The 20,496-nt window shown below is 67.0% G+C and carries 20 protein-coding genes; 13 read left to right on the top strand and 7 right to left on the bottom strand.

Going from position 1 to position 20,496, the window contains the following annotated elements; genetic code table 11:
* Positions 1–362: 362 nt before the first annotated feature.
* The 3 genes from DN412_RS07255 to DN412_RS07245 all read right to left on the bottom strand — a co-directional run bounded on the left by DN412_RS07255 (position 363) and on the right by DN412_RS07245 (position 2,927).
* Positions 363–680 carry an Mpo1-like protein gene (locus DN412_RS07255; RefSeq protein WP_115013874.1) on the bottom strand — a complete coding sequence of 106 codons (318 nt, stop codon included), beginning with the start codon at positions 678–680 and terminating at the stop codon, positions 363–365.
* A 100-nt stretch (positions 681–780) separates the two neighbouring features.
* Positions 781–1,605 (bottom strand): alpha/beta fold hydrolase, encoded by an 825-nt coding sequence (locus tag DN412_RS07250; RefSeq protein WP_115013873.1) that lies wholly within the window; start codon positions 1,603–1,605, stop codon positions 781–783.
* A complete protein-coding gene (locus tag DN412_RS07245) occupies positions 1,605–2,927 on the bottom strand; it encodes an O-acetylhomoserine aminocarboxypropyltransferase (RefSeq protein ID WP_115013872.1) in 1,323 nt (440 codons plus the stop codon). Before DN412_RS07245 ends, DN412_RS07250 begins: the two co-directional genes overlap by 1 nt.
* Positions 2,928–3,166: 239 nt before the next feature.
* Between DN412_RS07245 and DN412_RS07240 the strand changes: the two genes are divergently transcribed.
* The 5 genes from DN412_RS07240 to DN412_RS07220 all read left to right on the top strand — a co-directional run bounded on the left by DN412_RS07240 (position 3,167) and on the right by DN412_RS07220 (position 8,893).
* Complete coding sequence (locus DN412_RS07240) at positions 3,167–3,613, top strand: CBS domain-containing protein (protein WP_078195923.1); 447 nt, start codon at positions 3,167–3,169, stop codon at positions 3,611–3,613.
* A gap of 160 nt (positions 3,614–3,773) precedes the next feature.
* A complete protein-coding gene (locus DN412_RS07235; protein ID WP_115013871.1) occupies positions 3,774–5,672 on the top strand; it encodes an MFS transporter in 1,899 nt (632 codons plus the stop codon).
* 27 nt (positions 5,673–5,699) lie between these two features.
* A complete protein-coding gene (locus tag DN412_RS07230; RefSeq protein WP_115013870.1) occupies positions 5,700–6,422 on the top strand; it encodes a glutathione S-transferase C-terminal domain-containing protein in 723 nt (240 codons plus the stop codon).
* 74 nt (positions 6,423–6,496) lie between these two features.
* Positions 6,497–7,606, top strand: a complete 1,110-nt coding sequence (gene aroC / locus DN412_RS07225; protein WP_078195926.1) for a chorismate synthase — start codon at positions 6,497–6,499, stop codon at positions 7,604–7,606.
* 12 nt (positions 7,607–7,618) lie between these two features.
* Entirely contained in the window at positions 7,619–8,893 is a 1,275-nt protein-coding gene (locus tag DN412_RS07220) for an MFS transporter (RefSeq protein ID WP_115013869.1), read from the top strand.
* On the opposite strand, the gene DN412_RS07215 is transcribed toward DN412_RS07220, so the two are convergent.
* Complete coding sequence (locus DN412_RS07215; protein WP_115013868.1) at positions 8,815–9,921, bottom strand: NAD(P)/FAD-dependent oxidoreductase; 1,107 nt, start codon at positions 9,919–9,921, stop codon at positions 8,815–8,817. The two genes, DN412_RS07220 and DN412_RS07215, sit on opposite strands and share 79 nt — an antisense overlap.
* 37 nt (positions 9,922–9,958) lie before the next feature.
* Positions 9,959–10,672, bottom strand: coding sequence for a FadR/GntR family transcriptional regulator (locus DN412_RS07210; RefSeq protein WP_115013867.1), 714 nt, complete (start codon positions 10,670–10,672; stop codon positions 9,959–9,961).
* 239 nt (positions 10,673–10,911) lie between these two features.
* Between DN412_RS07210 and DN412_RS07205 the strand changes: the two genes are divergently transcribed.
* On the top strand, positions 10,912–11,799 hold the full coding sequence (locus tag DN412_RS07205; protein WP_115013866.1) for a flagellar brake protein: 888 nt from the start codon (positions 10,912–10,914) through the stop codon (positions 11,797–11,799).
* Between the two features lie 84 nt (positions 11,800–11,883).
* Here DN412_RS07205 and DN412_RS07200 read toward each other — a convergent pair whose 3' ends face one another.
* Positions 11,884–13,572, bottom strand: a complete 1,689-nt coding sequence (locus DN412_RS07200) for an electron transfer flavoprotein-ubiquinone oxidoreductase (RefSeq protein WP_078195931.1) — start codon at positions 13,570–13,572, stop codon at positions 11,884–11,886.
* Between the two features lie 332 nt (positions 13,573–13,904).
* On the opposite strand from DN412_RS07200, the gene DN412_RS07195 reads away from it, so the two are divergent.
* From DN412_RS07195 to DN412_RS07175, 5 genes are all read left to right on the top strand, one after another.
* Entirely contained in the window at positions 13,905–14,690 is a 786-nt protein-coding gene (locus tag DN412_RS07195; protein ID WP_115013865.1) for an SDR family oxidoreductase, read from the top strand.
* A gap of 268 nt (positions 14,691–14,958) precedes the next feature.
* Positions 14,959–15,567, top strand: a complete 609-nt coding sequence (locus DN412_RS07190; protein ID WP_115013864.1) for a TRAP transporter small permease — start codon at positions 14,959–14,961, stop codon at positions 15,565–15,567.
* On the top strand, positions 15,564–16,868 hold the full coding sequence (locus DN412_RS07185; RefSeq protein ID WP_206363367.1) for a TRAP transporter large permease: 1,305 nt from the start codon (positions 15,564–15,566) through the stop codon (positions 16,866–16,868). Before DN412_RS07190 ends, DN412_RS07185 begins: the two co-directional genes overlap by 4 nt.
* A gap of 49 nt (positions 16,869–16,917) precedes the next feature.
* A complete protein-coding gene (locus DN412_RS07180) occupies positions 16,918–17,946 on the top strand; it encodes a DctP family TRAP transporter solute-binding subunit (protein ID WP_115013863.1) in 1,029 nt (342 codons plus the stop codon).
* A gap of 51 nt (positions 17,947–17,997) precedes the next feature.
* Entirely contained in the window at positions 17,998–18,399 is a 402-nt protein-coding gene (locus tag DN412_RS07175; protein ID WP_018310310.1) for an acyl-CoA thioesterase, read from the top strand.
* 15 nt (positions 18,400–18,414) lie between these two features.
* On the opposite strand, the gene DN412_RS07170 is transcribed toward DN412_RS07175, so the two are convergent.
* The gene (locus tag DN412_RS07170; protein ID WP_115013862.1) at positions 18,415–18,960 is read right to left on the bottom strand and encodes a PAS and helix-turn-helix domain-containing protein; all 546 of its coding nucleotides are present in this window, start codon (positions 18,958–18,960) and stop codon (positions 18,415–18,417) included.
* A 170-nt stretch (positions 18,961–19,130) separates the two neighbouring features.
* Between DN412_RS07170 and DN412_RS07165 the strand changes: the two genes are divergently transcribed.
* Together DN412_RS07165 and DN412_RS07160 are read left to right on the top strand one after the other, a co-directional pair.
* Entirely contained in the window at positions 19,131–19,832 is a 702-nt protein-coding gene (locus DN412_RS07165) for a CoA transferase subunit A (RefSeq protein WP_078195937.1), read from the top strand.
* A gap of 11 nt (positions 19,833–19,843) precedes the next feature.
* Entirely contained in the window at positions 19,844–20,482 is a 639-nt protein-coding gene (locus DN412_RS07160; protein WP_115013861.1) for a CoA transferase subunit B, read from the top strand.
* Positions 20,483–20,496 lie beyond the last annotated feature (14 nt).

Below are 20,496 nucleotides of genomic sequence, written 5' to 3'. Positions count from 1 at the left end.
AATAGAACGTGGTCGTCCGCCTGCCACGTTAGGGCCGGCGCGAAGCGCAGCCGAAGGCGTCCCACCGACGCGGTACTTAGCAGGCTGCCAACAGCCTAAAGTCGGGTTCGTCCAATAGTCCGTCGATGTGGGCACAGACAGGGTGCGTAGCAGGCTCGAACGGCCAACCACACCAAACGGCAAGCACCGCCGCCCGAACCACCCCCACCACCAAATTGATGGCCAGCCGCCAGAGGCGACGCGTTTTTTGGTTACTTTTGTCGCTCGGACAAAAAGTGACCCGCCCAGCAGGGCGGAACCAGGCGATTAAACCTACGACAACATCAAACCCGACCTACATACCCCCACCCAAACACCCCCCCTCAAAACGAAATCCTCCCCCGCCAGATATCCCCATACATCACCCAATCCCCCATCAAGCTATAAACCGGATGCCGAAACGTAGCCGGCCGATTCTTCTCGAACCCAAAGTGCCCCACCCAGGCAAAGGCATACCCCGCAACCACCGCGGCGAGCAGCCACCACGCATTGCCGGTGACAACCAGTGCAACCAGGCACAGCAACGCCACCGTCGACCCGACAAAATGCAGCCGCCGGCAGTTCCGATCTTGGTGTTCACTCAGGTAATAGGGATAGAAGGCCGCGAAATTCTCGAATTCGCGCACGCGGGCGTGGGCCATGACTGTCTCCGGCAGGTCTTGTTTTGTGCAGTGTAGACCTTCTGCGCCGAGGTGCCGGGAGGCTGGCCGCGACGGCGCCGGCCAGCCATCCGGGCCAGAACTAGCCGGCCGCAACCACCTTGCGCGCAAAGGCCGCCAGCGCGTCCAGCACTTCATCCGGACGCTCCCCCATCAGCGCATGCCCGCACGGCACCGTCACCAGACTCGCCTTGGCCATCTTGCCGGCCAGCGCCTGGGCCGCCTTGGGCGAGGTCATCATGTCCTTGGTGCCGGTGATGAACAGCGCCGGGCAGGCCACTGCGGCCGCGGCCTCTTCGCCATGGGCGTAGGCGTTGCAGGCCGAGAAGTCATTGTGGAACACATGGGCCTGCGGGTTGTTGCGCGACACGCGCTCCATCAGCCGCTGGCTGCCGCCGTGCATCCACGCGCCCGGTCCGGGCGAAGACGGCTTGTTGGCCAGGCTCGAATGCGACCAGGTGTTGACCATGGCGATGGCTTCGCCCTCGCGGTTGAGCGAGGCGTCCAGCAGTGCATCCGAGACTTTCATCGGGTAGGCCGTGGCCAGCAGGCCGATGCCGCGCACCGCTTGCGGATGCCGCGCCGCACATTCCAGCGCGATCAGCGAGCCCATGCTGTGGCCGAAGACGAAGGCCGGCGCCTTCACGCCGGCGGCCGCCACCAGCGCCATGACCCAGTCGGCCATCGCCTCGACGGTGGCCAGCGGCGCGCCCTTGCTGCGGTTGTGGCCCGGCAGGTCCACTGCCAGCACCGAGAAGCCGTGGTTGGCGAACCAGCGGGTCTGCAGGGCCCACACGCTGTGGTCGTTCTGCGCGCCATGGACGAACACGGCGCAGGGCAGGGCGGGATCGAACGGTTTGCCGCCGGTGTAGGCATAGGCCGGCTGGCCTGCAATGGTCAGTTCCATCAGGCTTGCCCTCCCTTGTTGCCAGCACCTGCGCTCATGGCCTTCTCTGCCGCCTTCAGGCCGCGCTTGAGATCGTCGATCAGGTCGTCCGGGTCTTCCAGGCCAATCGACAGCCGGATCGTGCCCTCGGTGATGCCGGCCGACTGCAGCGCCGCCGCGTCCATGCGGAAGTGCGTGGTCGAGGCTGGGTGGATCACCAGCGAGCGCGCATCGCCCACGTTGGCCAGGTGCGAGAACAACGACATGCTCTCGATAAAACGCTGGCCGGCCACGCGGTTGCCCTTCAGGTTGAAGCTGAACACCGCGCCGCAGCCGCGCGGCAGCAGGCGCTTGGCCAGTTCGTAGTCGGGGTGCGATTCCAGTTCCGGATACGACACCGATTCCACCATCGGGTGGGACACCAGGAACTGCACCACCTTGCGGGTGTTGTCGACATGGCGGCTCATGCGCAGCGGCAGTGTCTCCACGCCCTGCAGCAACTGCCAGGCGGCCATCGGGTTCATGCAGGCGCCGAAGTCGCGCAGGCCCTCGCGGCGCGCGCGCAGCAGGAAGGGCGCCACCGTGCTTTCCTCGGTAAACACCATGTTGTGGAAGCCTTCATACGGCTCGGACAGCTCAGGGAAGCGCCCCGAGGCCTCGAAGTCGAAGGTGCCGCCTTCGACCAGCACGCCGCCGATGGTGGTGCCGTGGCCGCCCAGGAACTTGGTGGCCGAGTGGTAGAGCAGGCCGGCGCCGTGGTCGAACGGGCGCAGCAGATAGGGCGTGGTGAAGGTGGAATCCACCAGCAGCGGGATGCCGTTATCCTGGCCCAGTTGCGCGAGGGTGGGGATGTCCAGCACGTCCAGCCCCGGGTTGCCCAGGGTCTCGCCGAACAGCAGCCGGGTGTTGGGGCGGATCGCGGCGCGCCAGGCGTCGATGTCGCGCGCCTTGACGAAGGTGGTCTCGATGCCGAAGCGGCGCAGCGTGTAGTGCAGCAGGTTGTGCGAGCCGCCGTACAGCGCCGACGAGGCCACCACGTGCGAGCCCGCGCCCATCAGCGTGGCCACCGCCAGGTGCAGCGCGGCCTGGCCCGAGGCCGTGGCGACGGCGCCGGCGCCGTTTTCCAGCGCGGCAATGCGCTCTTCGAGCACGGCCACGGTGGGATTGGAAATACGGGAATAGACGTGCCCCGCGCGTTCCATGTTGAACAGCGACGCGGCGTGCTCGCTGTCGCGGAACACGAAGGACGTGGTCAGGTGGATAGGGGTGGCGCGGGCGCCGGTGGCGGGGTCTGGCGCGGCGCCGGCGTGCAGCGCCAGCGTGTCGAAGCGGGTTCCGGACATGGTCGGTGGGCCTTGAGTTATCTCCGGCCAGCATCGTAGCACCGTGCGCCCGCCCACGCGCTGCCGCCGCCCGCAAACCGGCCTCCCGCTTTACTTTGACGGCGGGTTTGGGCTAGGATCGGCCAACGGGCAAACGGTGCCCACCCACCCATAGACAGATAATAAAGTGACCGGTATCGCCCCCCGTGCCATCGGCCGGAGCGATACCGTCAGTTTCAATACCGGCAGCGGAGACCACCATGAAAGTCAGCGACATCCTCCAGATCAAGGGCAATACGCTCTATACCGTGACGCCTGACACCTCCTTGCTGGTAGCCGTCCACACCATGGCCGAGCACGATATCGGCTCGCTGGTGGTGATGGAGTACGGCGACCTGGTCGGCATGCTGACCTTCCGCGAGATCATCGAGACGCTGGCCCGCAATCAGGGCAACGTCGGCACCACCAGCATCCGCAAGGTGATGGACGATGCGCCGCTGACCTGCACCATGGAGACCGACGTCAACGAGGTCCGCCGCATGATGCTGGAGCGTCACACGCGCTACCTGCCGGTGCTCGACAACCGGACGCTGATGGGCGTGATCTCCTTCTACGACGTCGCCAAGGCCGTGGTCGAGGACCAGAGTTTTGAGAACAAGATGCTCAAGGCCTATATCCGCGACTGGCCGGAAGAGCACGCCGAGTGACCTTGCCGGGCAGCGCGGGCAGCCCGGGCTGAGGATTCCTTCGGGAAAAGCCCTCGATTGGCGCCACGCAGTCGTGTTGGGGTGGCGGCCGGGCGCCGGCTCCGGCACACTAGCCGGCGTTTCCATTTCGGCGGCGGTTCCCTGACCGACCGGCCCATCCATGAGCCAACACAGCCAGTTCCGACTGCTCGGCCTGCGCCGCTTCGCCCCGTTCTTCTGGACCCAGTTCCTGGGGGCGATGAACGACAACCTCTTCAAGGTCGCCTTCACCTCGCTGGTGACCTACCACACGGCGCTGTTCGAGGGCGTGGACGCGCGCAGCGCGGCCTTCCTGATCTCGGCCATCTTTATCGCGCCGTTCGTGCTGTTCTCGGCTACCAGCGGGCAGATCGCCGACAAGCTGGAGAAGTCGCGCCTGATCCGGCTGGTCAAGTCGCTGGAAATCGCCATCATGGTGCTTGGGCTGGCCGGCTTTACCTGGCACAGCGCGCCGCTGCTGTACACCGGCACCTTCCTGATGGGGCTGCATTCCACGCTGTTCGGGCCGGTCAAGTTCGCCTACCTGCCGCAGCACCTCGATGAGAGCGAGCTGGTCGGCGGCAACGGGATGGTCGAGATGGGCACCTTCGTCGCGATCCTGATCGGGACCCTGATCGGCGGCGAGCTGGCCGGGCTGCAGCAGGGCGGCAGGATCGTGGGGCCGATGTACGTGGGCGCGGTGTGCGTGGTCATCGCCGTCGCCGGACGGCTGGTGTCGGGCCGCATCCCGGCCTCGCCGGCGCCGCAGCCGGACCTGCGCATCAACTGGAACCCGTTCTCCGAGACCTGGCGCAACCTGGTGCTGGCGCGCGGCAACCGCACGGTATTCCTCAGCCTGCTGGGCATCTCGTGGCTATGGTTCCTGGGTGCCACCTTCCTGACCTCGTTCTTCAGCTATGCCAAGGACGTGCTGGGTGGCGACCAGAACGTGGTGACCCTGCTGCTGGCAGTGTTCTCGCTGGGCATCGGCACCGGTTCGCTGCTGTGCGAGCGCCTGTCCGGGCGCCATGTCGAGATCGGCCTGGTGCCGTTCGGCTCGATCGGCATGACCGTGTTCGCGGTCGACCTGTACTTTGCCAGCCAGGGGCAGCCGCCGGCCGCGCTCAGTGGCCTCGGTGGCTTCCTGGCCGAGCCGCATCACTGGCGCGTGCTGGCCGACCTGTTCCTGCTGGCCATGTTCGGCGGCTTCTACAGCGTGCCGCTGTACGCGCTGATCCAGAGCCGCAGCGCGCCCACGCACCGCGCCCGCATCATTGCCGCCAACAACATCCTGAACAGCTTCTTCATGATCGCCGCCTCGCTGCTGGGCGTGGCGATGACGCAGGCGGGCTACAGCATCCCGCAACTGTTCCTGGTGGTGGGGCTGCTCAATGCGGTGGTGGCGGTGTATATCTACTCGCTGGTGCCGGAATTCCTGCTGCGCTTTATCGCGTGGATCCTGGTCCATACCATCTACCGGCTGCGCCGCGTCAACGCCGAGCGCATCCCCGCCGACGGCCCGGCGGTGCTGGTTTGCAACCACGTCAGCTTTGCCGATGCCGTGGTGCTGATGGCGTGCAGCCCGCGCCCGGTGCGCTTCCTGATGGACTACAACATCTTCAAGGTGCCGCTGCTGTCGTGGTTCTTCCGCCAGGCCCGCGCGATCCCGATCGCACCGGCGCACGAAAATCCGGACATGCTAAAGCGCGCCTATGACAGCGTGGCGCAGGCGCTGGACGAGGGGGATCTGGTCTGCATCTTCCCCGAGGGCAAGATCACCGCGACTGGCGACATCAACCCGTTTAAGCAGGGCGTCCAGCAGATCATCCGGCGCACGCCGGTGCCGGTGGTACCGATGGCGCTGCGCGGGCTGTGGGGCAGCTTCTTCTCGCGCAAGGGCGCCCCGGCGATGTCGCGGCCGTTCCGGCGCGGCATCCTGAACCGGCTGGAACTGGTGGTGGGTGAGCCCGTGCCGCCCGAGGCCGCCACCCCCGAAGGGCTGCAGCAGATGGTGCAGGCCCTGCGCGGCGACTGGCGCTGAATCGATAGCACGCAACCCAGGCCCACGATGATCACGCTCTACACCTTTGGCCCCGCCTTCGGGCTGCCCGACGCCAGCCCCTTCGTCACCAAGGCAGAGATGCTGCTCAAGCTGGCCGGCCTGCCTTACCAGGCGCGCCGCGGCAGCCTGCGGCGCGCGCCCAAGGGCAAGCTGCCCTACCTGGACGACATGGGCCGGATCGTGGCGGATTCCACCATGATCCGCTGGCATATCGAGAAGACCTACCACATCGATTTCGACGCCGGCCTGAGCGCGGCCGAGCGCGGCATCGCCTGGGCTGCCGAGAAGCTGATGGAAGACCACCTGTACTGGGCGGTGGCGCGGGTGCGCTGGCTGGACCAGGCCAACTTCGACAAGGGGCCGGCGCAGTTCTTCCGCGGCGTGCCGGCGCCGGTGCGCGGCCTGGCCGAGCGGCTGGTGCGCTACAAGGTGCGCAAGACACTGTGGGGGCAGGGGCTGGGCCGGCACAGCGAGGAAGATCTGGTGGCGCTGGCCAGCAAGGGCGTGACCTCGATCGCCGACATCCTCGGCGACAAGCCCTACCTGATGGGCAACCAGCCATGCGGGGCCGACGCCACGCTGTTTGCCTTCGCCGGCAGCCTGCTGTGCCCCGTATTCGACACGCCGATCCGCACCGCGGCCGAGGGGCATGCCAACCTGGTGGCCTATATGGAGCGGATGCGGGCCGAGTTCTACCCGGAACTGGCGGCGGAAACCACGGCCGCCTGAGCCCGCCGGGCCGCCAGCGGGGCGGCATTGGCCTTACAATGGAGGCCGTCCCCAATTCCTGTGCGGTTTCCATCATGTCCGGCAACACCCTTGGCCTGCTTTTCACTGTTACCACCTTCGGCGAATCGCACGGGCCCGCCATCGGCGCGGTGGTGGACGGCTGCCCGCCGGGCATGGCGCTGACCGAGGCCGACATCCAGGGCGACCTGGACCGCCGCCGGCCCGGCACCTCGCGCCACGTCACGCAGCGCCAGGAAGCCGACCAGGTCGAGATCCTGTCCGGCGTGTTCGAGGGCAAGACCACCGGCACCCCGATCTGCCTGCTGATCCGCAATACCGACCAGCGCAGCAAGGACTACGGCAATATCGTCGAGACCTTCCGCCCGGGCCACGCCGACTACACCTACTGGCAGAAATACGGCATCCGCGACCATCGTGGCGGCGGCCGTTCGTCGGCGCGCCTGACCGCGCCAGTGGTGGCAGCCGGGGCGGTGGCCAAGAAGTGGCTGCGCGAGCAGTACGGCACCGAGATCCGGGGCTATATGTCGCAACTGGGCGAGATCGCCGTGCCGTTCACGGACTGGTCGCACGTGCCGGAGAACCCGTTCTTCGCGGCCAATGCCGACATCATCCCTGAGCTGGAAACCTATATGGACGCGCTGCGCCGCGACGGCGATTCCGTCGGCGCGCGCATCGAGGTGGTGGCCAGCAAGGTGCCGGTGGGCCTGGGCGAGCCGCTCTTCGACAGGCTCGACGCCGATATTGCCCACGCCATGATGGGCATCAATGCGGTCAAGGGCGTGGAGATCGGCGCCGGCTTCGACAGCGTGGCCCAGCGCGGCAGCGTCCATGGCGACGAGCTGACCGCCGGGGGCTTCCGCACCAACAACTCCGGCGGCGTGCTGGGCGGCATCTCCACCGGCCAGGACGTCACCGTGTCGCTGGCGATCAAGCCCACGTCCTCCATCCGCACCCCGCGCGAATCGATCGACAAGGCCGGCAATGCCGCCACCGTCGAAACCTTCGGCCGCCACGACCCGTGCGTGGGCATCCGCGCCACGCCGATCGCCGAGGCCATGCTGGCGCTGGTGCTGATCGACCATGCGCTGCGCCACCGCGCCCAGTGCGGCGACGTCCGGGTCGAAACGCCGCGCATTCCCGCGCAGGCCGGCCAGACCCCCTGAGCTGACCCTGCGTTGGCCACACCCTCTGCGGGCGACGGTGCCACCGGCGCCGGCCGCCCGGACTACGCCCGTTTCGGGGTCTTCTATCTTGGCTACTACGGCTACGTCGGCCTGATCTCGCCATACGTCAGCCTGTATTTCGCCGACCGCGGTTTCAACCCGGTGCAGATCGGCGTGCTGATGGCGAGCTTCCAGGTCAGCCGTATTTTCGGGCCCTACCTGTGGGGCTGGCTGTCCGACGTGATGCACACGCGCGTGCGTATCCTGCGCGTGAGCGCGTTCACCTCGCTGCTGGCCTTCCTGATGCTGCCGGGCGTCGGCAGCTACGCCGGCATGATGGCGATGATGCTGACGCTGAGCCTCTTGACCAGCGCGATGTCGCCGCTGGGCGATGCCCTGACCATCTCCACGCTGCGCCGCTACGGCGCCTTCGACCATAGCTACGGCCGCATCCGCATGTTCGGCTCGGTTGGCTTTATCGGCGCGGTGCTGGCGGGCGGGGCGCTGTTCGAAGCGGTCGGCATGCGCGCGTTCCCGTGGGTGGCCAGCGCGCTGCTGGCGATCCTGGCCGGGGTGGTGCTGACCATGCGCGATGCCGCCGACGACGGCCCTCGCACGGCGCCGCCGCGCGCCTTGCCGCTGCTGCGCCGCCCGGACGTGGCCTGGTTCCTGGCGTCAGCCTTCCTGATGATGTTCGCGCACGCCGCGCTCTATGTGTTCTATTCGCTGTGGCTGGCCAAGCTGGGCTACAGCAAGTTCGCCATCGGGGTGATGTGGACCATCGGCGTGGTCGCCGAGATCGTCTTCTTCTACTACCAGGGCCTGCTGTTCGCGCGCTATGCGCTGCGCACCATCTTGGCCGGCACCTTCGTGCTGGCGGCGCTGCGCTTCGGTTTGACCGGCTACTTTGCGCAGTTTGCGTGGCTGATGGCGCTGGTGCAGGTGCTGCATGCCGCCACCTTCGCCGCGCATCACAGCGCCAGCCTGAAGCGGCTGCAGACATGGTTTGCCGGGCCGCTGCAGGGGCGCGGGCAGGCGCTGTACACGGGCATTTCCTACGGCGTCGGCGGCACGCTGGGCGGACTGGCGATGGGCTGGACCTGGAACGCGCTGGCGCCCGAGCATACCTTCGGGCTGGCCGCCATTGCGGCGGCAGCCGGCGCGTTCTGTGCGGTGATGAGCTTCCGCGCGGAAGGCGATGACGCCGTTCAGGCCAGCGCCGCGCAGACCCGTTCGGCGATCGCCAGCGACGAGGTCAGCCCCGGCGACTCGATGCCGAACAGGTGAACCAGCCCCGGCACGCCGTGCACGGCGGGGCCGTCGATGCGGAAGTCCGCCGCCACTTCATGCGGGCCGCTGATCTTGGGGCGGATGCCGGCATAGCCCGGCTGCAGCGCGCCGTCGGCCAGCCCCGGCCAGTAGCGGCGCACCTCGTCATAGAAAGCGTCGGCATCGGCCGGGTCCACGCCGTATTCGATCTCGTCGATCCAGCGCACATTGGGGCCAAAGCGCGCCTGGCCGCCCAGGTCGATGGTCAGGTGCACACCCAGCCCGGCCGCCTCGGGCACCGGGTAGATCAGCCGTGAGAACGGCGCCCGGCCGGCCAGCGTGAAATAGCAGCCCTTGGCGTAGTACTGCGGCGGGATATGGGCTTCGGGCATGCCATCGATGCGGCGCGCCAGTTCGGGCGCGGTCAGCCCGGCCGAGTTCACCACCGTGCGCGCCAGCAGCGTGGTGGCGCTGCCATCCTCGCTGCCGATCTCCAGCCGGATCCCGTCCGGCGTCACCGCGCCGCTTAGCACCGGCGATTGCACCGCCAGCATCGCGCCGGCGTTTTCCGCATCGCCCAGCAGTGCGGTCATCAGGCCGTGGCTGTCGACGATGCCGGTCGACGGCGACAGCAGCGCCGCATGGCATTGCAGCTGCGGCTCCAGCGCCTGCGCCTCGGCACGGCTGACCAGGCGCAGGTCGCCGACGCCGTTGGCAGCCGCCTTGGCGCGGATGCCTTCGAGCGTGGCCACCTGGGCCTCGCTGGTGGCCACGATCAGCTTGCCGCAGCGCTGGTGCGCCACGTGGTGGCTGGCGCAATAGTCATACAGCATGGCCTTGCCGCGCACGCACAGCTGCGCCTTGAGCGAGCCGGCCGGGTAGTAGATGCCGGCGTGGATGACCTCACTGTTGCGCGCGCTGGTGATGGTGCCGAAGGCGTTCTCGGCTTCCAGGATGATCACTTCGCGGCCCTGCTGCGCGAGCGCCCGTGCCACCGCCAGCCCCACCACGCCGGCGCCGATGACGACGCAATCCACTTGTTCCATGGTTGTTCCTTGCTCCAATGTCCTGTGTGTTCGGGATTCAGGCCGGCAGGCCGAGGCGAGTGGCGGCAGCCGCAAGGTGCCGCTGCGCGGCGTTGCGCGCGGCAGCCGCGTCGCCGGCGGCAATGGCTTCGGCCAGCGCCGCATGTTCCTGGTCGGCGGCCCGCGGCGCGCCGGTTGTGACGCTCAGCCGCGCCGTGTTCTCCCAGGCGCGCCGGCGCGCGGCCAGCATCTGCTGGCTGACGAAATCCGTGAGGCCGGTAAAGCAGGGGTTGTGCGCGGCCTCGGCAATGGCATGGTGGAAGGCCATGTCGGCCGCGGCAGCACTGGGCATGTCGCCGTGGCCGTCGGCCTGAGCCTGCATCACCGCCAGCGCGGCACGGATGGCGTCGATATCGGAATCGGTACGCCGCTGCGCCGCCATTTCGGCGCAGGCGGTTTCCACCACCCGGCGCAGCTCGAACAGCTGCGCCAGCGTCGGGCCACCGTCGGGCGCGCTGGCCACGCGCCAGGCCTGGCCGCCCGGGGTCTCGGACACATAGGCACCCGAGCCCTTGCGCGTCACCAGCACGCCATCGGCCTTCAACTGGGCGATGGCCTCGCGCACGATGGGCCGGCTCACGCCGAAGGTGTCGGCCAGGCTCGCCTCAGCCGGCAGGCGCGCGCCCGCGCCGTAGCGGCCGGCGAGGATGTCGTCGTGCAGGGTCTGGGCAATGCGGCTGGCCAGCGAGGCCGGGCGAGGCAGGATGGTCATGGTTTAATGTGTCAGGCTGTCAGACAGCTTTCGGTGATTTTGCGGCTAACTTTGCGTCGCGTCAAGGTTTCCGCAGGGAGCGAATGCTACACATGCGGCCTCGGTCAATCGCTGAGCGCTTAACTTCTCCGCGCCGGCGCCGATAGAAACCCAATACAGGTGGCGGATCCTGCGCGTCAGCTCCGCCCAGGGCTTGCCACGCCCCGTGGCGTCCATCACGGGGTCTACTGCGAACAGCCATGATCCAGCTCAAACCTAACGATCTTCCCGTCGGATACCCGCTGCCCTGGTCGCTGCTTGATGGCGAGGGCAACCTGGTGCTCGGCAGCGGCAACGTCATACCCGATGAACGCGACCTGGCGCTGGTGTTCCGACACGGCGTGGTCTGCCGCGAAGATGGCCACGACGATGCCGATGACGAATTGCGCCCGGCCACCGGGCCGCTCGGCCTGCAGGTCGGCACGCTGCTGCATATCAAGCTCGACGGCGAGGCCGCGCGCCCGGCTGCCAGCCGGCTGATCGGCTTTATCGAGCAGGGCCTCTTTGTCACCTGGCCACAGCTAGGCGGGCGCGACCTGCCGCTGAAGGCAGGCGATGCCGTGCTGCTGCGCGGCTTCTCCGGGCAGGCCATCCACAGCTTCACCTCGACCATCACCGCCGTCTGCCGCAGCCCGTTCCGCTACCTGGTGCTGTCGGCGCCGGTGCAGCAGCATGCAACGCCGGTGCGCAAGGCGGCGCGTGTGCCCACGCGGCTGGCGGCCTACCTGACCGAGCCCGGCGACGACGACGGCACCGACACCGGTGCGGCGCGCCTGGCGCTGCTGTCAGACCTCAGCACCGGCGGCGCACTGGTGCAGACCACCGCACCGGCGCCCGCACCGGGCAGCCGCCTGCGGTTGCGCTTCAAGCTGCGGACGGCGTCACTGGACAGCGAGGTCACCCTCGATGGCTGGGTCCGTGTGGCGGCCCCCGGCGCGGCCAGCGACGATGCCGATTTCCCGGCCTTCGGCGTGGCCTTCGACGTGCTGGCCGAGCGCGAGCTGACGCTGCTGCAGTGCTACATCTACGAACAGCTGCTTTCCAGTACCCGCATGCCCTTGCAGCCCGCGGCTGTAGCGGCCGTTTAGCAGCGCAGCGCTACCGGCAGCAGACGTGAGAACGGCACCGGGTTCCGGTGCCGTTCTCACATGCCAGCCGCTGGCGCGGCCGGCTTACATGCCGACGTAGTTCGGACCGCCGCCGCCTTCCGGCGTCACCCAGACGATGTTCTGGGTCGGGTCCTTGATGTCGCAGGTCTTGCAGTGCACGCAGTTCTGCGCGTTGATCTGCAGGCGTTCCTTGCCAGACGTCTCGTCCTGCACGAACTCATACACACCTGCCGGGCAGTAGCGCGACTCGGGGCCGGCGTACTTTTCCCAGTTGATGTTGACCGGCACGCTGGCGTCCTTGAGCGTCAGGTGCGCCGGCTGGTTTTCTTCGTGGTTGGTGTTGCTGATGAACACCGAGCTCAGGCGGTCGAAGGTCAGCTTGCCGTCCGGCTTCGGGTACTCGATCTTCTGGCACTCGGCCGCCGGCTTCAGGTAGACATGGTCCGGCTTCACGCGGTGGATGGTCCACGGCGGGTTGCGGATGCCCAGCTTGGGCAGCAGCCATTGCTCGATGCCGGTCATCAGCGTGGCGGTGGTGCGGCCCTTCTTGAACCACTGCTTGAAGTTCTTGGCCTGCAGCAGTTCCTTGTGCAGCCAGCTCTGCTCGAACGCGGCCGGGTAGGCGGCCAGCTCGTCGTGCTGGCGGCCGGCCTGCAGCGCGTCATAGGCGGCCTCGGCGGCCAGCATGCCGGTCTTGATGGCGGCGTGGCTGCCCTTGATGCGCGAGGCGTTCAGGTAGCCGGCGTCGCAGCCAACCAGCGCGCCGCCCGGGAACACGGTCTTGGGCAGCGACAGCAGGCCGCCGGCGGTGATGGCGCGCGCGCCATAGGAGAGGCGCTTGCCGCCTTCGAAGTACTGGCGGATTTCCGGGTGCGTCTTGAAACGCTGGAATTCCTCGAACGGCGACAGCCACGGGTTGGTGTAGTCCAGGCCGACCACAAAGCCGACCGCGACCTTGTTGTCTTCCATGTGATACAGGAACGAGCCGCCGTAGGTGGCCGGGTCCAGCGGCCAGCCGGCCGTGTGCACCACCAGGCCGGGCTTGTGCTTGGCCGGGTCGATTTCCCACAGCTCCTTCAGGCCGATGCCGTAGCTCTGCGGGTCCTTGCCGGCATCCAGCCCGAACTTGGCGATCAGCTGCTTGCCCAGGTGGCCGCGCGCGCCTTCGGCGAAGATGGTGTACTTGGCATGCAGCTCCATGCCCAGCTGGAAGTTCTCGGTGGGCTCGCCTTCCTTGCCGATGCCCATGTTGCCGGTGGCCACGCCCTTGACCGAGCCGTCCTCGTTGTAGAGCACCTCGGCGGCGGGGAAGCCCGGGAAGATCTCGACGCCCAGCGCCTCGGCCTGCTGGCCCAGCCAGCGCACGAAGTTCGACAGGCTGACGATGTAGTTGCCTTCGTTGTGGAAGCACTCGGGCAGCAGCGCGGGCGGCGTGCCCTTGGAGCCGGACTCGTTCAGGAACAGGAACTTGTCTTCGGTGACGGCCTGGTTCAGCGGCGCACCCAGTTCCTTCCAGTTCGGGATCAGTTCATTGAGGGCGCGCGGATCCATGATGGCGCCCGACAGGATGTGGGCGCCGGGCTCGGAACCCTTTTCCAGCACGCACACGTTGACGTCGGCGCCTTTCTCCTGCGCGAGTTGCTTCAGGCGGATGGCGGTGGCCAGGCCGGCGGGGCCGCCGCCGACGATGACCACATCGTATTCCATGGCTTCGCGCGGGCCGAACTGCTCCAGGAGCTGTTGCTGATCCATTGTCTCTAACCCTCTATTTCTTTGCTGCTTGCTTGCAATTGTGGGAAATGCGGTGATCGTTTTGCTGAGAACCCGGCCCGGCACGCGGATCAGAGCCGCGGGAAGGGAGTTGGCGGCGTTTCGGTCTTGAACGGCGCCCGAACGGCGCCCGAAGACTGCCGGATCGCGCGTTTTCCCTCTTTCCCTTTGCTGGCCAAGTTCTTAGAATCTCCGGCATTGTCCGGGACTCGCCACCCACAGGCAAGGATTTTTTTGGAACGGTCGTTCTTTTTTTCGATATGCTGCCTTCTGCTCCCAAGTAGGCCGGAGGGGCTCCCGCACAAGAGGTAATCATGGGTTTGTCGATCAATCTGGAAGGCAAGGTCGCGCTGGTCACCGGCGCTTCAAGCGGGCTGGGCTCGCGTTTCGCCACGGTGCTGGCCGCCGCCGGCGCCAAGGTGGTGCTGGCCTCGCGCCGCAGCGAGCGGCTCAAGGAACTGCGCGCGGCCATCGAGGCCGAGGGCGGCAGCGCCCACGTGGTGCGCCTGGACGTCACCGATCCGGACAGCATTCGCGCCGCCGTGGCGCATGCCGAGACGGAAGCCGGCTCCATCGATATCCTGGTCAACAACTCCGGCGTGTCGACCACGCAGAAGCTGACCGATGTGACCCCCGACGATTTCGATTTCGTCTTCGACACCAATACCCGCGGCGCCTTTTTCGTCGCCCAGGAAGTGGCCAAGCGCATGATCGCGCGCGCCAAGGGCGCCGAGCGCAACGGCAGCCCGCTGCCGCAGGCGCGCATTGTCAACATCGCCTCGGTGGCCGGGCTGAAGGTGCTGTCGCAGATCGGCGTCTATTGCATGAGCAAGGCGGCCGTGGTGCACATGACCAAGGCCATGGCGCTGGAATGGGCGCGCCACGGCATCAATACCAACGCCATCTGCCCGGGCTATATCGACACCGATATCAACCATCACCACTGGGACTCGGACGCCGGGCAGAAGCTGATCCAGATGCTGCCGCGCAAGCGCCTGGGCAAGCCTGAGGATCTCGACGGGCTGTTGCTGCTGCTGGCATCCGACCAGTCGCAGTTCATCAACGGGGCCGTCATCACCGCCGACGACGGCATGGTCTGACCGCCTGAGCGCGGGCAGTGGGGGCGCAACGCCCCAACATCCCGGCCGCGCGCCAAAAGCGCTGCGGGATACCCAGATTGCGTCCCCAGGGCTTATCCGGTCCCCTTGGGCGCGCCGTCGCCAGCACATATCAATGTTCAGAAAATTCGTGCGCTGCGGGCCAGTCTTGGCATAATCCGCCATGTCTGCAGATTAAGTCTTTACATACAAGTAAAAAACGCCGCAGTGGCCGGATGGCCCGAGCGGCCCTGGACCGGAGGCCGGGGAGATGGAGCAACAAGCAGAAGCACGGCGCAACGCCGTGCCGCAACACGTCGTCGATGCCGTGCTGATCCCGCAGGCCGCCGACGAAGCGCAGGACGCTGAATTCCGGGTATCGCCCCGCATCGAGGACTGGATTGGCGTGATCGTGATGGTGCTGCTGGTGGGCATCACCTTCGCCAACGTGGTGGTCCGCTATTTCACCGACGAATCGTTCGCCTGGACCGAGGAGTTCTCGGTCTTTCTGATGATCGTGCTGGCGCTGGTCGCCGGCAGCGCCGCGGTGGCGCGCGACCGCAATATCCGCATCGAATTCTTCTTCGAGCGCGGCAGCGAGGCCCGGCAGAAGCGCCTGGCGATCCTGTCGGCGCTGGGCGTCGCGGTGATGTTCATTGCACTGGCGGTGCTGGGCGCGCGCATTACGTGGGATGAATACACCTATGGCGAGACCTCGCCGGGGATCGGCGTGCCGAGCTGGTGGTATTCGGTCTGGCTGCCGGTGCTGTCGGCGGGCATTGCGCTGCGCGCATTCGGGCTGATGGCGCGCAACGTGCGCGCGCTCAAGGCGCTGCATGCGGGCAAGGCAGCGGACAAGACGGCGGAGCAGGCGCAATGACCCTGATTGCCATCATCCTGTTCGTGGTCTTTATCGGCCTGATGCTGCTGGGCGTGCCCATCGGCGTGTCGCTGGGCCTGGGCGGCCTGGTTGCCATCGGCCTGTCCAACCTTGATACCCAGATGTTCGGCCTGCTGGCCGTGCCGCAGAACTTCTATGCGGGGCTGGCCAAGTATCCGCTGCTGGCGATCCCGATGTTCGTGCTGGTGGGGTCGATCTTCGACCGCTCCGGCGTGGCGCAGCGGCTGGTGACCTTTGCCATCGCCATTGTCGGCCGCGGCCCCGGCATGCTGCCGCTGGTGGCGATCCTGGTGGCGATGTTCCTCGGCGGCATCTCCGGCTCCGGCCCGGCCAACGCGGCCGCGGTGGGGGGCGTGATGATCGCGGCGATGTCGCGCGCCGGCTATCCCGGTTCGTACAGCGCCGCCGTGGTCGGCGCGGCCGCCGCGACCGACATCCTGATCCCGCCTTCGGTCGCGTTCATCATCTACAGCGTGCTGGTGCCTGGCGCATCGGTGCCCGCGCTGTTTGCGGCTGGCATGATTCCGGGCATCCTGGCCGGCGTGGCCCTGATCGTTCCGGCGGTGTGGCTCGCGCGCAAGCACAACATGGGCGCGATCGAGGCCGGGCTGCCGCGCCCGCCATTCTGGAAGAGCCTGCGCGAAGCGGCCTGGGGGCTGGTCGCGCCGTTCCTGATCCTGGGCGGCATGCGTGCCGGCTGGTTCACGCCGACCGAAGCGGCAGTGGTGGCGGTGGTCTACGGCCTGTTCGTGGGCATGGTGATCTACCGCAGCATCGGCATGCGCGACCTGTTCACGATCTTCCAGGAGGCGGCCGAGACCTCGGCGGTGATCCTGCTGGTGGTGGCGCTGGCCGGCATCTTTGCCTATGCGCTGTCCACGCTCGGCGTGATCGACCCGCTGGCCCATGCCATTGCCAATTCCGGCCTGGGCGAGTACGGCGTGCTGGCGCTGATCGTGCTGCTGCTGATGACGGTAGGCATGTTCCTCGACGGCATTTCGATCTTCCTGATCTTCGTGCCGCTGCTGCTGCCGATTGCCAACGCCTTCCACTGGAACCCGGTGTGGTTCGGCGTGGTGCTGACGCTGAAGGTGGCGCTGGGCCAGTTCACGCCGCCGCTGGCCGTGAACCTGATGGTGTCGTGCCGGATTGCCCGCGTGCGCATGGAAGAGACCGTGCCCTGGGTGATCTGGATGCTGCTGGCGATGTTTATCGCCATGCTGATGGTGCTGGCCTATCCGCCGCTGGCGACCTGGCTGCCGGACTACCTCGGCTATTGATGTTCCGCATTCACAAAGAAGAATTCACGCTTTCCCGAGAGGAGATGAAATGAAACGTCGTGCCCTGATGCTCGCAACGGCTGCCGCCATGGCCGCCTCCGCCTTCGCCCCCGCCGGCGCGATGGCCCAGACCTACAAGTCCGAGTACAAGATGTCGCTGGTGCTCGGCCCGGCCTTCCCGTGGGGCAAGGGCGGCGAGATCTGGGCCGACCTGGTCAAGCAGCGCACCAACGGCCGCATCAACATCAAGCTGTACCCGGGCACCTCGCTGGTGGCCGGCGACCAGACCCGCGAATTCTCGGCGATCCGCCAGGGCGTGATCGACATGGCGGTGGGCTCGACCATCAACTGGTCGCCGCAGGTCAGGGAGCTGAACCTGTTCTCGCTGCCGTTCCTGATGCCCGACTACAAGGCGCTGGACGCGCTCACGCAGGGCGAAGTCGGCAAGTCGATCTTCACGACGCTGGAAAAGGCCGGCGTGGTGCCGCTGGCCTGGGGTGAGAACGGCTTCCGCGAGGTGTCCAACTCCAAGCGCGAGATCCGCAAGCCCGAAGACCTCAAGGGCATGAAGCTGCGCGTGGTGGGCTCTCCGCTGTATATCGAGACGTTCAATGCGCTGGGCGCCAACCCGACGCAGATGAGCTGGGCCGACGCGCAGCCGGCCATGGCCTCGGGCGCCGTCGACGGCCAGGAGAATCCGCAGTCGGTGTTTGCCGCCGCCAAGCTGTACACGGTGGGCCAGAAGTTCGTCACCACCTGGGGCTACGTGGCCGATCCGCTGATCTTCGTGGTCAACAGGCAGATCTGGGAAAGCTGGACCCCGGCCGACCGCGAGATCGTCAAGCAGGCCGCCATCGACGCCGGCAAGCAGGAAATCGCGCTGGCCCGCAAGGGCCTGGCCGAGCCGGGCGCGCCGGCGTGGAAGGACATGGAGGCGCACGGCGTGAAGGTCACGCACCTGACGCCGGCCGAGCACGACAGCTTCCGCAAGGCGACCGCCAAGGTCTACGACAAGTGGAAGAAGCAGATCGGCACCGACCTGGTGACCAAGGCCGAAGGCGCGATCGCCAAGCGCTAAGCCACGCAGGGGCCCGCCAGACTCGGCGGGCCTTTTCATTTGGAGACCGTGATGAAGCACGTCTATACGGTGGTCATGCCGATCCGCTGGGGCGACATGGATGCCATGGGCCATGTCAACAACACCGTTTATTTCCAGTACCTGGAGCAGGCGCGCATCGAGTGGTTCGCGTCGCTGGGGCGGGGCGGCAAGGATGCGAGCGGGCAGGGGCCGGTCATCATCAATGCGCATATGACGTTCCTGAAGCAGTTGCGCTATCCGGGCGACATCGAGTGCCGCGTCTACGCCGGCCAGCTGGGCCGCACCAGCTTCGAGACCCGCATGGAAATCCGCCGCACCGACCTGCCCGACGTGGTCTGGGCCGAGGGCGGGGCCAAGGTGGTGTGGTGCGACTACACGCAGGAGAAGTCGGTGCCGGTGCCGGCCGAGATCCGGGCGATCATCGAGGGCTGACGCCCGCCACGGGGCTCAGTGGTTGACCAGTCGCTGCACCAGATCAACTGAGGTACTGGCCCCATACTTCTTCATCAGCCTTGCCCGGTAGATGTCCACCGTACGCGGGCTGATCGCCAGCAGCTTGCCGATCTGCTTGCTGGTCTTCCCCTCCACCAGCTGCGCCGCGATCTCGCGTTCGCGCGCGGTCAGCTCGGCCGTGACCTGGCGCTTCTGCGACAGGTCCTCGAAGGTCCAGATCCCGGCGCCCAGCGGCTGCGAGCGGTCCAGCGCGCGGCCGGTGACATGGCACCAGAACAGTTCCCCGCCGGCGCGCTTCATGATGCGCTCGTCCGAGTACATGCCGCGCGTGCCCATGATCGGCGCAATGCGCGCGCCGGTGCGCTCGAATTCGTCGGCGGTGGGGTAGAGTACCTGGAACGACTGGCCCAGCAGCGCCTCGCGCGTGGTGCCGAAAATGCGGCAGACCTCCTCGTTGCAGTCCTCGATCACGCGTTCGCGTGACAGCACCAGGCCCACGGGGGCGAGCTGGAAGGCGGTCTGGTAGTCGATTGCGGGCATCTGCTTATGTATTTTTACGTAATGGCGTAGCCGGCTGCGCTTGCGTATGCTGTCGGTCGGACGAGTTGCGGCGCCTGTCGCCGATTGTACCGTTACAATTTCCCTGCGTCGCCCGCCGCACAACCCGGTGGCGGGAAGCTCGACAGGGACTACCGAGGAAGGAGCGAAGCATGAACAAGGTCTACGCCAGCGCCGCAGAAGCGCTTGCAGGCGTCGTCCGCGACGGCCAGACGATCGCTGTGGGCGGTTTTGGCCTGTGCGGCATCCCCGAGGCGCTGATCGCCGCGCTGCGCGACAGCGGCGCCAAGCAGCTGACCTGCATCTCCAACAATGCCGGCGTCGATGGCTTCGGCCTGGGCCAGCTGCTGGCCACGCGCCAGGTCAAGAAGATGATCTCGTCCTACGTGGGCGAGAACAAGGAGTTCGAGCGCCAGTACCTGGCGGGCGAACTGGAGCTGGAATTCACCCCCCAAGGCACGCTGGCCGAGAAGCTGCGCGCCGGCGGCTCGGGCATCCCGGCCTTCTTCACCAAGACCGGTGTCGGCACCATCGTCGCCGAAGGCAAGGAAATCCGCGAATTCGACGGCGAGCAGTACGTGATGGAGCGTTCGCTGACGGCCGACGTGGCGCTGGTCAAGGCCTGGAAGGCCGACAAGGCCGGTAACCTGGTGTTCCGCCGCACCGCGCGCAACTTCAACCCGATGTGCGCCATGGCGGGCAAGGTCACCGTGGCCGAGGTCGAGCAGATCGTCGAGACCGGCGAGCTGGATCCGGATGAAATCCACCTGGCCGGCATCTTCGTGCAGCGCCTGGTGCTGAACACCACCCCCGAGAAACGCATCGAGCAGCGCACCGTGCGCGCGGCCAGCTAAGGAGAGTCATCATGGCATGGACACGTGACGAAATGGCCGCGCGCGCCGCGACCGAGCTGCAGGACGGCTTCTACGTCAACCTGGGCATCGGCCTGCCGACGCTGGTGGCCAACTGGGTGCCGGAAGGCATGGAAGTGTGGCTGCAGTCCGAGAACGGCCTGCTGGGCATCGGCCCGTTCCCGACCGAGGACGAAGTCGACGCCGACATGATCAACGCCGGCAAGCAGACCGTGACGACGCTGCCGGGCTCGTCGATCTTCTCGTCGGCCGACTCGTTCGCGATGATCCGCGGCGGCCACATCAACCTGGCGATCCTGGGCGCGATGCAGGTCAGCGAGAAGGGCGACCTGGCCAACTGGATGATCCCGGGCAAGATGGTCAAGGGCATGGGCGGCGCGATGGACCTGGTCGCCGGCGTCGGCCGCGTGGTGGTGCTGATGGAACACACCGCCAAGAAGAAGGACGGCACCGAGGACATCAAGATCCTGAAGGACTGCAACCTGCCGCTGACCGGCTTGGGCGTAGTCAACCGCATCATCACCGACCTGGGCGTGATCGACGTGACCGAGGCCGGCCTGAAGCTGGTGGAGACTGCCCCGGGCGTCAGCCGCGAGGAAATCCAGAGCAAGACCGGCGCGCCGCTGCTGTAAGCGGCATCTGCCTG

It is taken from the genome of Cupriavidus lacunae, assembly GCF_003353055.1.
Lineage (GTDB): Bacteria > Pseudomonadota > Gammaproteobacteria > Burkholderiales > Burkholderiaceae > Cupriavidus > Cupriavidus lacunae.
This window is presented reverse-complemented; position numbering and strand designations above follow the sequence as displayed.

Coding starts and splice junctions, on each gene's coding strand:
- DN412_RS07165 (WP_078195937.1), top strand. CDS start 19,131: ATGAACAAGGTCTACGCCAGCGCCGCAGAAGCGCTTGCAGGCGTCGTC.
- DN412_RS07160 (WP_115013861.1), top strand. CDS start 19,844: ATGGCATGGACACGTGACGAAATGGCCGCGCGCGCCGCGACCGAGCTG.
- aroC (WP_078195926.1), top strand. CDS start 6,497: ATGTCCGGCAACACCCTTGGCCTGCTTTTCACTGTTACCACCTTCGGC.
- DN412_RS07215 (WP_115013868.1), bottom strand. CDS start 9,921: ATGGAACAAGTGGATTGCGTCGTCATCGGCGCCGGCGTGGTGGGGCTG.
- DN412_RS07240 (WP_078195923.1), top strand. CDS start 3,167: ATGAAAGTCAGCGACATCCTCCAGATCAAGGGCAATACGCTCTATACC.
- DN412_RS07180 (WP_115013863.1), top strand. CDS start 16,918: ATGAAACGTCGTGCCCTGATGCTCGCAACGGCTGCCGCCATGGCCGCC.
- DN412_RS07230 (WP_115013870.1), top strand. CDS start 5,700: ATGATCACGCTCTACACCTTTGGCCCCGCCTTCGGGCTGCCCGACGCC.
- DN412_RS07170 (WP_115013862.1), bottom strand. CDS start 18,960: ATGCCCGCAATCGACTACCAGACCGCCTTCCAGCTCGCCCCCGTGGGC.
- DN412_RS07235 (WP_115013871.1), top strand. CDS start 3,774: ATGAGCCAACACAGCCAGTTCCGACTGCTCGGCCTGCGCCGCTTCGCC.
- DN412_RS07200 (WP_078195931.1), bottom strand. CDS start 13,572: ATGGATCAGCAACAGCTCCTGGAGCAGTTCGGCCCGCGCGAAGCCATG.
- DN412_RS07245 (WP_115013872.1), bottom strand. CDS start 2,927: ATGTCCGGAACCCGCTTCGACACGCTGGCGCTGCACGCCGGCGCCGCG.
- DN412_RS07255 (WP_115013874.1), bottom strand. CDS start 680: ATGGCCCACGCCCGCGTGCGCGAATTCGAGAATTTCGCGGCCTTCTAT.
- DN412_RS07185 (WP_206363367.1), top strand. CDS start 15,564: ATGACCCTGATTGCCATCATCCTGTTCGTGGTCTTTATCGGCCTGATG.
- DN412_RS07210 (WP_115013867.1), bottom strand. CDS start 10,672: ATGACCATCCTGCCTCGCCCGGCCTCGCTGGCCAGCCGCATTGCCCAG.
- DN412_RS07250 (WP_115013873.1), bottom strand. CDS start 1,605: ATGGAACTGACCATTGCAGGCCAGCCGGCCTATGCCTACACCGGCGGC.
- DN412_RS07190 (WP_115013864.1), top strand. CDS start 14,959: ATGGAGCAACAAGCAGAAGCACGGCGCAACGCCGTGCCGCAACACGTC.
- DN412_RS07175 (WP_018310310.1), top strand. CDS start 17,998: ATGAAGCACGTCTATACGGTGGTCATGCCGATCCGCTGGGGCGACATG.
- DN412_RS07195 (WP_115013865.1), top strand. CDS start 13,905: ATGGGTTTGTCGATCAATCTGGAAGGCAAGGTCGCGCTGGTCACCGGC.
- DN412_RS07205 (WP_115013866.1), top strand. CDS start 10,912: ATGATCCAGCTCAAACCTAACGATCTTCCCGTCGGATACCCGCTGCCC.